Annotated in this window: 14 protein-coding genes; 7 read left to right on the plus strand and 7 right to left on the minus strand. The window is 71.5% G+C overall.

Going from position 1 to position 11896, the window contains the following annotated elements; all coding sequences use genetic code 11:
- Nucleotides 1-56: 56 nt before the first annotated feature.
- The gene (locus AMO33_RS26810) at nt 57-611 is read left to right on the plus strand and encodes a TetR/AcrR family transcriptional regulator (RefSeq protein WP_060594713.1); all 555 of its coding nucleotides are present in this window, start codon (nt 57-59) and stop codon (nt 609-611) included.
- Here AMO33_RS26810 and AMO33_RS26815 read toward each other — a convergent pair.
- The 4 genes from AMO33_RS26815 to AMO33_RS26830 all read right to left on the minus strand — a co-directional run bounded on the left by AMO33_RS26815 (nt 596) and on the right by AMO33_RS26830 (nt 4990).
- The gene (locus AMO33_RS26815; protein ID WP_060594714.1) at nt 596-2983 is read right to left on the minus strand and encodes an ATP-binding cassette domain-containing protein; all 2388 of its coding nucleotides are present in this window, start codon (nt 2981-2983) and stop codon (nt 596-598) included. The genes AMO33_RS26810 and AMO33_RS26815 overlap by 16 nt on opposite strands.
- A gap of 33 nt (nt 2984-3016) precedes the next feature.
- Complete coding sequence (locus AMO33_RS26820; protein WP_011210928.1) at nt 3017-3427, minus strand: VOC family protein; 411 nt, start codon at nt 3425-3427, stop codon at nt 3017-3019.
- A gap of 5 nt (nt 3428-3432) precedes the next feature.
- A complete protein-coding gene (locus tag AMO33_RS26825; protein ID WP_011210927.1) occupies nt 3433-3924 on the minus strand; it encodes a helix-turn-helix transcriptional regulator in 492 nt (163 codons plus the stop codon).
- A 130-nt stretch (nt 3925-4054) separates the two neighbouring features.
- Nucleotides 4055-4990, minus strand: a complete 936-nt coding sequence (locus tag AMO33_RS26830; RefSeq protein WP_060594715.1) for a LysR family transcriptional regulator — start codon at nt 4988-4990, stop codon at nt 4055-4057.
- Nucleotides 4991-5061: 71 nt separating this feature from the next.
- Between AMO33_RS26830 and AMO33_RS26835 the strand changes: the two genes are divergently transcribed.
- Together AMO33_RS26835 and AMO33_RS26840 are read left to right on the plus strand one after the other, a co-directional pair.
- Nucleotides 5062-6069: a YeiH family protein gene (locus AMO33_RS26835; protein ID WP_060594716.1), complete on the plus strand. Its 1008-nt coding sequence runs from the start codon at nt 5062-5064 to the stop codon at nt 6067-6069.
- A 140-nt stretch (nt 6070-6209) separates the two neighbouring features.
- Nucleotides 6210-6398 carry a hypothetical protein gene (locus AMO33_RS26840; RefSeq protein WP_060594717.1) on the plus strand — a complete coding sequence of 63 codons (189 nt, stop codon included), beginning with the start codon at nt 6210-6212 and terminating at the stop codon, nt 6396-6398.
- A 9-nt stretch (nt 6399-6407) separates the two neighbouring features.
- Here the strand turns inward: AMO33_RS26840 and AMO33_RS26845 are convergent, their stop codons facing one another.
- The 3 genes from AMO33_RS26845 to AMO33_RS26855 form a co-directional block, all read right to left on the minus strand.
- Nucleotides 6408-8051, minus strand: coding sequence for an alkaline phosphatase D family protein (locus tag AMO33_RS26845; RefSeq protein WP_060594718.1), 1644 nt, complete (start codon nt 8049-8051; stop codon nt 6408-6410).
- A 144-nt stretch (nt 8052-8195) separates the two neighbouring features.
- Nucleotides 8196-8486, minus strand: coding sequence for a hypothetical protein (locus AMO33_RS26850; RefSeq protein WP_060594719.1), 291 nt, complete (start codon nt 8484-8486; stop codon nt 8196-8198).
- Nucleotides 8449-9141, minus strand: a complete 693-nt coding sequence (locus tag AMO33_RS26855; protein ID WP_060594720.1) for a hypothetical protein — start codon at nt 9139-9141, stop codon at nt 8449-8451. Before AMO33_RS26855 ends, AMO33_RS26850 begins: the two co-directional genes overlap by 38 nt.
- Before the next feature lie 240 nt (nt 9142-9381).
- On the opposite strand from AMO33_RS26855, the gene AMO33_RS26860 reads away from it, so the two are divergent.
- The 4 genes from AMO33_RS26860 (at nt 9382) to AMO33_RS26875 (ending at nt 11767) form a co-directional block, all read left to right on the plus strand.
- Entirely contained in the window at nt 9382-9585 is a 204-nt protein-coding gene (locus tag AMO33_RS26860; protein WP_011210918.1) for a hypothetical protein, read from the plus strand.
- A gap of 114 nt (nt 9586-9699) precedes the next feature.
- Complete coding sequence (locus AMO33_RS26865) at nt 9700-10380, plus strand: PAS and ANTAR domain-containing protein (RefSeq protein ID WP_106427558.1); 681 nt, start codon at nt 9700-9702, stop codon at nt 10378-10380.
- A gap of 100 nt (nt 10381-10480) precedes the next feature.
- Nucleotides 10481-10960, plus strand: coding sequence for a Dps family protein (locus tag AMO33_RS26870; protein WP_060594721.1), 480 nt, complete (start codon nt 10481-10483; stop codon nt 10958-10960).
- Between the two features lie 42 nt (nt 10961-11002).
- Nucleotides 11003-11767, plus strand: coding sequence for an ATP-binding protein (locus AMO33_RS26875; protein WP_139337534.1), 765 nt, complete (start codon nt 11003-11005; stop codon nt 11765-11767).
- Nucleotides 11768-11896: the final 129 nt, after the last annotated feature.

Consider the following 11896-nt stretch of genomic DNA (forward strand, 5'->3'; position numbering starts at 1 on the left):
ACCGTCCAGACGGTACAGTACACGACATGACCGTCCGGCCGGTATAGTCGGCGCCCGTGACGCCGAGCACCCGCGACCGGATCCTGAACGCGCTGGAGGCCCTGCTGCTGGAAAAGGGCATGTCACAGGTGACGTTGGAGAACGTCGCCGCGGCGGCGGGCGTTTCCAAAGGGGGCCTGCTCTACCACTTCAAGAGCAAGGACGCACTGCTGGCGGGACTGGTCCGCCGACTGGGGGAGCGCGCCGCGCACCAGATGGCCGACACCACGGCCAAGGGCGTCTCGATCGCCGAGTGGTACCTGCAGACGCCGAATCCCGACAACGTCGCCGACGCGGTGGAGATGGAGCTCTACCGTTCCATGCTGGCGACCATGCGCAGCGTCGACGCCAAGGACGACGCCGACGAGGTGCAGCGCGCGCTCGCCGACCTGATGGTCTCCTGGTCCGACGGCCTGGACGAGGAGATCGACGACCCGGTGCGCGCCGACATCATCCGGCTGGTCGGCGACGGCGTGTATCTGCGCGCGCTGCTGGGCATTCCGCCGATCGACCCGGAGCGCTACCGCCGGGTCGTCGAGCGGCTGCTGACCGGCGGTCAGGCTCCGACGTAGCTCGCCAGGTGCGTGCCGGTGAGGGTGGAACGATCGGCGACGAGGTCGGCGGGAGTGCCCTCGAAGACCACCCGGCCGCCGTCGTGGCCCGCGCCCGGGCCGAGGTCGATGATCCAGTCGGCGTGCGCCATCACGGCCTGGTGGTGTTCGATGACGATCACCGTCTTACCGGCATCCACCAGCCGGTCCAGCAGCCCGAGCAACTGCTCGACGTCGGCCAGGTGCAAGCCGGTGGTCGGCTCGTCGAGGATGTAGATCCCGCCCTTCTCCGCCATCTGGGTGGCCAGCTTGAGCCGCTGCCGCTCGCCGCCCGACAGCGTGGTCAGCGGCTGGCCCAGGGTCAGATAGCCCAAACCCACGTCGGCCATGCGCTGCAGGATCTTGTGCGCGGCGGGGGTGCGCGCCTCGCCGGAGCCGAAGAACTCCTCGGCTTCGGTCACCGGCATCGCCAGCACCTCGCTGATGTCGCGCCCGCCCAGCTTGTAGTCGAGCACCGACGCCTGGAACCGCTTGCCCTCGCACAGTTCACAGGTGGTGGCGACCCCGGCCATCATCGCCAGGTCGGTGTAGACCACGCCCGCGCCGTTGCAGGTCGGGCAGGCGCCCTCGGAATTGGCGCTGAACAGTGCCGGTTTCACGCCGTTGACCTTGGCGAAGGCCTTGCGGATCGGGTCGAGCAGCCCGGTGTAGGTGGCGGGGTTGGAACGGCGCGACCCCTTGATCGCGGTCTGGTCGACCACCACCACGCCCTCGCGCCCGGCGAGGTTGCCGTGGATGAGCGAGCTCTTGCCCGACCCGGCGACGCCGGTGACCACGGTGAGTACCCCAGTCGGCACGTCGACGTCGACGTCGCACAGGTTGTTCTGGTTCGCGCCGCGGATCTCCAGCGCGCCGGTGGAGGTGCGCACCGACTTCTTCAGCGAGGCGCGATAGCCGAGGTGGCGGCCGGTGAGGGTGTCCGAGGCGCGCAGCCCCACCACGTCACCCTCGTAGCAGATGGTGCCGCCCGCGGTGCCCGCCCCGGGACCGAGATCGACCACGTGGTCGGCGATGGTGATGGTCTCCGGCTTGTGCTCGACCACCAGCACCGTGTTGCCCTTGTCGCGCAACCGCAGCAGCAGCTCGTTCATGCGCTGGATGTCGTGCGGATGCAGGCCGATGGTCGGCTCGTCGAAGACGTAGGTCACGTCGGTGAGCGCCGAACCGAGGTGCCGGATCATCTTGGTGCGTTGCGCCTCACCGCCGGAGAGCGTGCCCGCGGGGCGGTCCAGTGACAGGTAGCCCAGGCCGATCTCGACGAACCCGTCCAGGGTGTGCTTGAGCGTGGTGAGCAACGGCGCCACCGAGGGCTCGTCGAGTCCGCGGACCCATTCGGCCAGATCGCTGATCTGCATGGCGCAGGCGTCGGCGATGTTGATGCCCTTGATCTTCGACGACCGCGCGCCCTCGTTGAGACGGGTGCCCTCGCACTCCGGGCAGGTGCGGAAGGTGATCGCCCGGTCGACGAACGCCCGGATGTGGGGCTGCATCGCCTCGCGGTCCTTGGACAGGAACGACTTCTGGATGCGCGGGATGAGGCCCTCGTAGGTGACGTTGACGTTGTCGACCTTGATCCGGGTGGGCTCCTTGTAGAGCAGATCGTTGAGTTCGCGCTTGGTGTACTTGCGGATCGGCTTGTTCGGGTCGAGGAAGCCCGAGCCCATGAAGATGCGCCCGTACCAGCCGTCCATGCTGTAGCCGGGGATGGTGAGCGCGCCCTCGGCCAGCGACTTGCTGTCGTCGTAGAGGGCGCTCAGATCGAAGTCGGAGACCTTGCCCATGCCCTCGCAGCGCGGGCACATGCCGCCGGTGATGGCGAAGTCGCGCCGTTCACGGATGGTCTGGCCGCCGCGCTGCAGGGTGACCGCGCCGGCGCCGCTGATCGAGGCGACGTTGAAGGAGAACGCCTGCGGCGAGCCGATGTGCGGCTCGCCCAGCCTGCTGAACAGGATGCGCAGCAGCGCGTTGGCGTCGGTCGCGGTGCCCACGGTGGAGCGGGCGTTCACGCCCATCCGCTCCTGATCGACGATGATCGCGGTGGTCAGCCCTTCCAGGAAGTCCACCTCGGGGCGGGCCAGTGTCGGCATGAAACCCTGCACGAACGCGCTGTAGGTCTCGTTGATCATCCGCTGCGACTCCGCGGCGATCGTTCCGAACACCAGCGAGCTCTTCCCCGACCCCGACACGCCGGTGAACACCGTGAGCCTGCGCTTGGGAATCTCGACGCTGACATCCTGGAGGTTGTTCTCGCGCGCGCCGTGCACGCGGATCAGATCGTGGCTGTCGGCGGCGTGCCGCGCGGTGGTCTCCGTCGTGGTCGGGGCCGTGGTCATCGGGTCTCCATCGGGTGCGATCGGAAGAGGGGGTCAGCGCAGTTGCTGGATACGGATCATGTTGCCCGCCGGATCCCGCAGGGCGAAGTCACGGACACCATAGGGCTGCTCGATGGGCTCCTGCACGATCTCGGCGTCACCGGCCTGCACCTTCTCGAACGCGGCGTCGAGATCATCGGTCGCCAGCAGGATGCTGGCGTAGGTGCCCTTGGCCATCATCTCGGTGATGGTGCGGCGCTCGTCGTCGGTGATGCCCGGGTCGGCGGCCGGTGGGTGCAGCACGATGTTGATGCCCGGCTGGGAGGGCGGGCCCACGGTGAGCCAGCGCATGCCGTCGTAACCCACGTCGTTGCGCAGCTCGAAGCCGAGGGTGTCGCGGTAGAAGGCGAGGGCGGCCTCGGCGTCGTCGTGCGGGAGGAACGAGGAGTGAATGGTGATGTCCATGCCGCTCACGCTAATCGCGCCGTCGCGGCCCGCGCTTCTCGATTCCTGACCGGTCTGACGACCTTCTTCGACTCGCACGAGGGCACCCCGGCCATCTCGTCGGCGGCCTCGCGCTTGTAGGCGCTCGGCGGCATGCCGACCAGTTCGGTGAACCGGGTGCTGAACGTGCCCAGCGAGGAACAGCCCACCGCGAAGCACACCTCGGTGACGCTGAGGTCGCCGCGCCGCAGCAGCGCCATCGCCCGCTCGATCCGGCGCGTCATCAGGTAGCTGTAGGGCGACTCGCCGTAGGCCTGGCGGAACTGCCTGCTCAGGTGCCCCGCCGACATGTGGACCGCCCTGGCCAGTGCCTCCACGTCCAGCGGTTGGGCGTACTCGCGGTCGATCCGGTCCCGCACCCGCCGCAGCCGGGCGAGGTCACGCAGATGCTGATCGTTAGCGGGTCTGCTCACGTGCCCGATCGTCGCACACGCGAGGCCGAATGGTCGAGCGTCCATCTCGGTGCGCTCAGTTCTCGGCGAACCGGCACCGGAGCGCCCCGCTGGGCGCGATCCGGCGCGCGCCGAGGCGGGCGGGGCGCCGGGATTCCTGGCCCGGCTGCCGGAGCACTCCGTCGAGGCGGTCGGCTCAGCCCGGATCGGCGGCCGTGCGGGCCGACTCGATGCGTGCCGCGCAGGCCGCGAGGGTCTCGGACGCGCCGGAGGGCGGGGCCTCCCGCCGCCAGATGGCGCGGAAGCGGCGGGTGAGGACGGCGGCGTCGGCGACCGGGACCTCGACGACGCGGCCCGCCGCCAGTTCGGGTGCGGCGATGAGGGCACTGAGCACGGCGGGCGCCAAGCCGGTGCGCACCGCTTCCAGAATCGCGACGGCCGAACCCAATTCGGCGGCCGGGGGAGCGGGCCGGCAGTGCGCGGCGAGGATCTCCCACACGGTGTCGCGGGTGCCCGAGCCCGGCTCGCGCCACAGCAGCGGCGTCGCGGCCAGCTCGCGCAGGCCGAGCGGGCGGGCGCGGCGCGCCCACGGGTGCTCCGGTCCGACGATCACCAGCAGGTGGTCGGCGCCGAGCACCCGGTCGGCGAGCCCGACGGGCGGATGCGGGCCCTCCACGAAGCCGATGTCGGCCGAGCCGTCGCGCACCATCGCCTCGACCTGCCGGCTGTTGCCGACCTCGAGCGCCACCGTCACGTCCGGGCGCACCGCCCGCAGCGCCGCCAGCCACTGCGGAACCCGATGGTCGGCAATGGTTTTCGAGGAGGCGACCCGCACGCGCGGGGCGTGGTCGCCCGAGAGCGCGGTGAGGGTGTCGGTGAACGAGCGGGCCGCGGCGAGCACCTCGCGCGCCTGCTCGACCGCGACCCGGCCCGCCTCGGTGAGCACCGAGCCGGTCGGCCCGCGGTCGAGCAGCCGCAGCCGCAGCCGCCGTTCCAGCGCGCTGATCCGCATGCTCGCCGCGGGCTGACTGATGCCGTGCCTGCGCGCGGCCGCGCCGAGGCTGCCGGTGTCGGCGACCGACACCAGCAGGTCGAGCACGGCCAGGTCGGGTGTCCCCGGCGGCAGGGTCATAACCGCAGTTTATGGGGTCAGACGAAGTTGCCCGCTACCGGTCCGGGCCGCACGCGAGGAACGTCGACGGGGTGAACACCCTGCGCCCCGCCGTCCCCGGTCTCCTGCTCGCCGCCGTTCTCGCCACCGTGGCCACCGTCGTCGGGCGGCTCGTGCCGGTCGCGGGCGCGCCGGTCACCGCCTTGGCCGCGGGTGCGCTGACCGGTGTCGCCGCGCGCCGGGCGGTCGCCGACGACGGCCGCTTCGGCCCCGGCCTCGACCTGACCCGGCAGCGGGTGCTCGGGATCGCCATCGTGTTGCTGGGGCTCGGGCTGCCGCTGGACGCGGTGCTCACCGTCGGGCGGGAGACCGCCGTCGTGCTGCTGGGCACCCTGGTGGCCGGGGCGGTGGCCGCGCTCGTGGTCGGGCGGCTGCTCGCCCTGCATCGCGAGTCGGGCATCCTCATCGCGGCCGGAACCACGATCTGCGGCGCCTCGGCCATCGCCGCGGTCACCGCCGTCATCAAGCCCAGCCGGGACCGGGTCGCCTACGCGCTGGGCACCATCTTCGTGTTCAACATCCTGGCCGTGCTGGTCTACCCGCCGGTGGGCCACGCGCTCGGCCTCTCCGAGGAGGCGTTCGGGCTGTGGGCGGGTACCGCCATCAACGACACCTCCTCGGTGCTGGCGGCCGGGGTCGCCTTCGGCCCGGTCGCGGCGTCCTTCGCGGTGATCGTGAAGCTGGTCCGCAGCCTGATGATCGTCCCGCTGTGCGTCGGCCTGCACCTGGCGGGCCGCCGCGGCGCCGGGCGGGAGGCCGCCGAGCCCACCCCGCTGTGGCGCACCATCCCGCTGTTCGTCGTGCTGTTCCTCGCCGCCTCCGTCGTCGCCGGACTCGGGGTGCTGCCGTCCGCCTGGACGGCGGGCCTCACCCACCTCAGCGGCTGGCTGGTCGCCGCCGTCCTCGCCGCCGTCGGTGCCGGGCTGGACTGGCGCCGACTGGCCGCCACCGGCCCGCGTCCGCTGGTCTACGGCGGGATCCTCGGCCTCGTGCTGGCCGGCTCCGCCCTGGCACTGCAGGCCGCGACCGGCTGGCTGTGACCGGCCACCGGGCAATCGGGCATCTTTTGACGGAAACGGGGAATTCGGACACCGAGGCCCGTGGCGGAATTATCCTGTCGCCACCGAACCCGAGTCGGGGCGAGGGACCGCCGGGCGGGGCGGTCGGCGAGGAGGTCGCGATGCGCATTTCGGGACGCGCGGTGTGGCAGCAGCTGGTGCGCGGTTTCCTGTTGTACGGGGCGGGGGTCGGTGGATCGTTGCCGTGCTACGAGGAATGGCTGCGGCGCTCCGCGGAGGCCGAAGCCGCGGCGGCGCACTGGGATTGGTCCATCCCGCACCGCTGGTACGACATGGCCCACGGCCGCTGACGCGGCAGCTCAGCCGCCGCCGTCCGGCGCGGCGGACAATCCGGTGGTGGGCGCGGCAGGGCGAGCCGCCTCGGCGACGCCGGGGATGCCGTCCTCCACCACCCAGGTCGACCGCGTGTGCACCGGCGCGCCACGGCGCTGGACGAACGGCACCACCCGGAAGTCGTTGCGCCACACGCGGTGGTCGAGTTCGACCCGGACATAGCCGCGCTGGGAGTTGAAGAACTTCAGATCCGGGTTGGCCGCCAGCAGCCGACGGCCGGTGTCGGTGACGTCGGCGCCGTCGCCCCCGGTGGTGATCGAGGTGCCGGTGAATTCGGCGGCCACCACCGGCGACTGCGGGTCGGCGTGGTCGCGGCGCAGGTCGGCGGCATGGTTCTGGTGCCGGTCGCCGGTGATGACGACCAGGTTGCGCACCCCGCGATCGGCGGCGGTCCCCAGGATCAGGTTGCGGTCGGCGACGTAGCCGTCCCAGGAGTCGGTGGACACCGTCAGCCCCGGCCCCGGATCCACGTCCATCTGGCTCATCCCCACCTGGTTGCCGAGGATCTGCCAGCGGGCGGGCGAGCTGACCAGCCCCGCCAGCAGCCAATCCCGTTGCCGCGCACCGAGAATGGTGCGGTCGGTGGCGAAGCGCTCGGGGCAGTCGGCGGTCACGTTCTCGCTGCAGACCTGCACGTCACGGTACTGACGGGTGTCGAGCATGGTCAGTTCGGCCAGGTCACCCCAGCCGAACCGGCGATGCAGCAGCATCGACGGACCGTCCGGCAGCTGCGCCGACCGCAGCGGCTGATGCTCGTACATGGCCTGGAACGCGGCCGCCTTGCGCCCGCGGAACAACGGCGGCAACCGGTAGATGTCCACGCCGAGGCCGGGATGGTCGGCGGCCCAGTTGTTGTCGACCTCGTGGTCGTCGAAGGTGACGATCCACGGGAAGGCGGCGTGCGCGTCACGCAGCGGCTGCTCGGCCTTGTACTGGGCATAGCGCAACCGATACCCCGGCAGATCCACCGACTCGCCGCGTTCCAGGGTGCGCGGATCCTCCAGCCTGCCGTGGCGCCAGCTGCTCTCGTAGATGTAGTCACCCAGATGCACGACCAGCTCGAGATCCTCGGCGCGCAGATGCTCGTAGGCGGTGTAATACCCCGAACTCCACGACTGACAGGACGCGTAGGCGAAACGCAGGCGCTCGACGGCCTGGCCGAGGGCGGGCGCGGTGCGGGTGCGGCCCACCGGAGAGATCACCGAACCCGCCCGGAACCGGTAGAAATACCAGCGGTCGGGCTCGAGCCCGCGCACCTCGGGATGCACCGAATGGGCCAGCTCGCGGGTCGCCACCGCGGTGCCGCGTTGCACCACCGAGCGGAACTGCTCGTCGTGGGCGACCTCGTAGTCCACCGAGACCGGCGCGTTCATCATCCCGCCGTGCCCGTCGGGCGCGAAGGGGTCCGGCGCCAGCCGCGTCCACAGCACCACCCCGTCGGGGGCCGGATCACCGGAGGCGATACCCAGCGTGAACGGGTCGTCCGACCAGCGCGGCACCCGGAACCGGCCGCTGCTCGCCGCCGCGGTGCCCACCAGCACGGCGGCCGACCCGGCGGCGGCGACGCGGAGCAGATTCCGGCGGGGCAGGTTCCGGCGGGGCAGAGCCATACCCCACACGGTACGGCACCGGAGCCGAGTTCTCCGGTTGAGCGGTAGCGGATGCCGCTGACCCGCTCAGGCTGTGCCGTTCTTCGCCTGAGCGGGGCGGCCTGCGTGGTGACGCTGCGCTACCGCCTCCGGCCGCTGACCCGCTCAGGCGCCTTGCAAACGGATCTCGCTGGTCAGGAGTTCGGCCAGTTCGGCGAGGGCGGTGGCGTCGGGGTCGCGGCCCGCGCGTTGGAGCACGTCGGATTTGGTGGCGATGACCAGCCCGTGCTCGGCACGGTCGGTGTCGGGGACGAGCGTCACCCGGCCATCCTCCAGGACGAGCCGGGCGTCGGAGCCGTGCGAATGCAGCAGTTCCCGCAGGTCGTCGCCGGTGACGGTGGTGTGCGCGGCCGTGGCGTCAGGCCGGGATGTCTGTCCGGTCGAGTTGTCGTCCATGGGTCTCGGGTGCCCGGCTCGCCCCGCCGGAAACACCGTGCGCGCCGAGCGGCGGCGCGGGCGCGGCGGGCAGCAGGTCCGTCCACAGGGCCCGGTCGATCAGCGCGGCCACGTCGATGTGGCGCAGCTCCCGCACGGCCGGGCTGTCGAACACCTCCGCGGCGACCCGGCGCACCCGGTCGGCCACCAGCCGCTCCACCCGGCCGAGCCGCCCGAGCAGGCCCGCGACGGTATCGGCGGGATGCAACCGGGCCCGCACGTCCGACCGCCCGATCTCGGCGATCCGCACCGCCAGCGCGCACCGCCCCGCAGGCTCCAGGGCGATCGTGGTCCGCACCGCGACGGCGCCGCTGAACACCACGGTGCGACCGGGGATCCGCACCCGCACATGCAGCAGCATCGGAAGGAACATGGCGAATTCCCAGTCCCGCTCCGGCACCGCGGTCAACCGGACCGGCCACGGCCGCGCGACCGCCGTGGCCGAGACCAGCCCGCCCGGACCGACCGGCAGCGGTCCCACCTCGATGCGATCACCGACGATGCGATCCACCAGCGCCGCGATCCGGTCGGGTCCGGTCACCGTCGCCAGCACCGTGTCGGCGAACTGCGCCCGAGCGCGCCGCGCGTCGGCGGGACGTTCGATCCCGTGTGCCATGCCACACCTCCGTTCGAAGGTCGCATACCCACCGAGAGCCCGGTCATGCCATCGAACCTCCTGCGTATCCGGGGTATTGGCGGGTCGCGATCCAGAGTGTCTGCGCCGCAGCGGCATTCACCGCATTTCGGACTTCTTCGATTCCGCCGATTGAGCGCCGCAGAGCCGGGTAGGCCTCGGATGTGACCGCGACAGTGGTCGCGACGCAAGGAAGACCGATCACCGAAGGAGGATTGGACCATGGCTGATCCGAACAACGCCGGTCAGTTCGGCAACCGTTCCGACACCGCGGAGCAGGCGCGCCGCGGCGGCCAGGCCAGCACCGGTAGCTTCGGCGACCGCAACTCGGCGGACCCCCGTGAGGCGGGCCGCAAGGGTGCGCAGGCACAGCCCACCGAGGCCAAGATCCGAGGCGGCGAACACAGCCGCAGCGGCGGCAACTGACCTTCAGTGACGGATACGAGCGCCGGGTGGCACGCGCCGCCCGGCGCTCGTCGCTCTCTCATCGGGGAGGGCACGCCGCGCGGCGGCGGGAGCATACTTGGATGCGTGATGGCTATGGACGAAATGACCCCGGAGACCGCGGCGAGCGTGATCGCCAAGGTCGTGGGTGCCGGTCGTCCGCAAACGACGGGCACCTTCCGATTCCGCTACGCGGACCAGCGCTGGGAGTGGTCCGACGAGGTCGCCGTCCTGCACGGCTACGCGCCCGGCAGCGTCACGCCGACCACCGAGCTGCTGCTCTCGCACAAGCATCCCGAAGACCGCGAACAGGTCGCGGGCACCATCGACAACGCGGTGCGCCGCGCCGAGCCGTTCTGTAGCCGTCACCGCATCATCGACACCTCCGGCCGGGTCCGTGAGGTGATCGTGCTCGGCGACGCCATGACCGACGACGCGGGCAACACCGTCGGCACCACCGGCTACTACATCGACCTCACCGAAGCCATGAACGCCGAGCGCCGCGAGGTGCTCGACGAGACCCTGCCGGAGCTGGTGCGCTCCCGCGCGGTCATCGAACAGGCCAAAGGCGTGCTGATGCGCATGTACCGCATCAACGCCGATCAGGCGTTCCGGGTGCTGCAATGGCGTTCCCAGGAGACCAACGTCAAACTCCGCACGCTCGCCGAGCGCCTCATCGCCGAGCTCGACACCCTGCCCCCGGTGACCCCGGAGACCCAGACGGCGTTCGACCACCTGCTGTTGACCCTGCACGACCGCATGCCGGAGCAGAACTGACCGACCGGCCGGTGTGGCCGAGATCGCTGTTCTGGTTGGCGGCGCGCCCGCTGGGTAAGCCCGATCGTGACACGGACCGACGACCGGAAAGGCATGAGCGATGCCCCAGCCAATCACCAGCACCCTCGATTCCGAGCAGCAGCGCATCGCGGGTGAGGCGTTGCGCAACACGGTGGTGGACCTGATCGACCTGTCGCTGATCGCCAAGCAGGCGCACTGGAACGTGATCGGCCAGAACTTCCGTTCCGTGCACCTGGCGCTGGACGAACTGGTCACCGCCGCCCGCGACTTCACCGACGCGGCCGCCGAGCGGGCCACCGCCGTCGGTGTCAGCCCGGACGGCCGCGCCGCGACGGTGGCGCAGAACTCGGGCGCCACCGGCATCGGCGACGGCTGGCTCGAGGACCGCGCCGTCATCGAGACCATCGTGGAGAACCTGTCCGCGGTGATCGCGCGGCTGCGCGAGCGGATCGACGCCACCGAGAAGGCCGACCCGGTGACCCAGGATCTGTTCATCGAGATCGCGGCCCGCCTGGAACAGCTGCACTGGATGTGGCAGGCCCAGGTGGCCTCGGCCTGACGGCCGGGCCGCGTGGATTCGCACGGTAGCCGCGGAGGACTGTTGCCGGGCAGCGGAATGGTGCGCTGGCGGCGCACCCGGTACGGCGAGTGCACGGTGCTCCGGCCGGCGGGCGTGCTGGACGTCGAGTCGTATCGCCGCTTCGGCGACGACCTGGTCAAATTCGCGGTGGAGGAGCCGCGTGCGCTGATCGTCGCGCTGGACGACCTGGTGCTGGGCGGTAGTTCGATGCTCACCGCGTTCTCCGCCGCCCGGGCGCGGGTCCGCGAGTGGCCGGGCGTACCGATCCTGTTGGTGGTCGCCGAGGAGGCGGACCGGCGGGCGGTGCGCGCGGCCCTGCCGCAGACCGTGCCGGTGGTCGGCAGAGTGCCCGCCGCCGCGCAGGCCGTCGAACCGCCGTCCCGGCAGCGCAGCGAGCGGCTCGCCTTGTATCCGGACATCGCCTCGCCCGGCCGGGCGAGGCGGTTCCTGCGCGAGCTGTGCCGGGCGTGGGGTGTCGAGCACGCCGAGGCCGACGCCGAACTGGTGGTCACCGAGTTGGTGGAGAACGCGCTGGTGCACGGCCGCGGCGACCTCGACCTGCGGGTGGAACTGCGGCCGGACGCGCTGACCGTCGCGGTGGCCGACGCCGATCCGCACGCCGCCGTGCTGCGGGAGGCACCGCCGGGCCGGATGCGCAGGCACGGCCTGCACGCCGTCGCCGCGATCGCGCGCGCGTGGGGGTGTGCGCCGCGCTGGCCGTCCGGGAAGGTGGTGTGGGCCTCGCTGCCGATCGCGGTCGCGCCCGGCCTGCTGCGCAAGCGCTGAGCGCCGCCGTACCCGACCGGGTTTTGGGTCCCGGTCCCAGTGGTCCGGTGCCCGCCCTGGTAACCGGCACAATCTTTGCCCCGCCGGGTTCCGCGCACCGGCGGCGGTGTCGTTCACTCGAGGTGGTCG

The sequence above is a fragment of the Nocardia farcinica genome (assembly GCF_001182745.1).
Classification (GTDB): domain Bacteria; phylum Actinomycetota; class Actinomycetes; order Mycobacteriales; family Mycobacteriaceae; genus Nocardia; species Nocardia farcinica.